Here is a 1356-nt window from a genome sequence, read left to right as displayed (position 1 = left end):
GCATGGCTTTCGGCCTCCGCGCGGCTGGCGGCGCTGACGATCATGGCCGCCAGGCGGCCGAAGGGCGGCAGGACAGCGCGCTCGCGCTCGGCAATCTCGCGTTCATAGAAGGTCTCGGCATCGCCGCAGACCAGCGCCCGCATGACCGGATGTTCCGGCTGGTAGGTCTGCAGGAGACCGGTGCTCTTCCTGCCCGAGCGGCCGGCACGGCCCGTCACCTGGGAAAGGAGCTGGAAGGTGCGCTCGGCGGCACGCGGGTCGCCATTGGCAAGCCCGAGATCCGCATCCACCACACCCACCAGCGTCATGCCCGGGAAGTTGTGCCCCTTGGCGACGAGCTGCGTGCCGACGACGATATCCGCCTCCCCTTCGGCGATGGCTTCAAGCTCCAGCCGCAGCCGCTTCACTCCGCCCATCGTGTCCGAGGAAAGCACGATGGTGCGGGCGTCCGGAAAATGCCGGTCCACCTCCTCGGCGATACGCTCCACGCCGGGCCCGCAGGGAACCAGATGGTCTAGCGTCCCGCATTCCGGGCAGGCCTCCGGCTGCGCCTCGTTGTGTCCGCAATGATGGCAGACGAGCTGCCGGCGGAAACGGTGCTCCACCAGCCAGGTCGAACAGTTGGGACATTGGAAGCGGTGCCCGCAGACCCGGCACAGCGTCAGCGGCGCGTAGCCGCGGCGGTTGAGGAAGAGCAGCGCCTGCTCCCGGCGCGCCAGCGTGTCGCCGATCGCCTCGATCAACACCGGCGACAGGAAGCCGCCGCGCGCCGGCGGGGCCTTGCGCATGTCGATCGCCGAAAGGTCCGGCATGGCCGCTTCGGCAAAGCGCGCCGGCAGCACGATGCGGTCGTAGCGCCCCTGGTCGGCGTTGACGCGGCTTTCCAGCGACGGCGTTGCCGAGGCGAGCACCACCGGGAAATCCCCGAAGCGTGCCCGCACCACGCTCATGTCGCGGGCGTTGTAGAAGACCCGGTCCTCCTGCTTGTAAGCCGGGTCGTGCTCCTCGTCGACGACGATCAGGCCCAACTCGCGGAAGGGCAGAAAGAGCGCCGAGCGTGCTCCGGCAACCACGCGCACCTGCCCCTCCGCAACCTGCCGCCAGACGCGCTCGCGCTTCCTCGGGGCGAGGTCCGAGTGCCATTCCGCCGGCTTCGCCCCGAAGCGATCGTGAAAGCGCTCGAGGAAAGCCTGGGTGAGCGCGATCTCCGGCAGGAGGATGAGCACCTGACCGCCTCTTTCCAGCGCCGCCGCCACGGCCTCGAAATAGACCTCGGTCTTGCCCGACCCGGTCACCCCGTCGAGAAGGGTGACGCCGAAGCCGTCGGCGGCCGCCTTCTCGCGCAGGCGCTCGGCC

Annotated in this window: 1 protein-coding gene; it reads right to left on the bottom strand. The window is 69.5% G+C overall.

Translation table 11 applies throughout. The annotated features are described in order from the left end of the window. Positions 1-1356, bottom strand: a 1356-nt coding sequence (gene priA / locus ACFP9U_RS25075) for a replication restart helicase PriA (RefSeq protein ID WP_378625602.1), incomplete at both ends; no start/stop codon positions are given.

The organism is Nitratireductor sp. GCM10026969 (assembly GCF_042660605.1).
Classification (GTDB): domain Bacteria; phylum Pseudomonadota; class Alphaproteobacteria; order Rhizobiales; family Rhizobiaceae; genus Chelativorans.
This window is presented reverse-complemented; position numbering and strand designations above follow the sequence as displayed.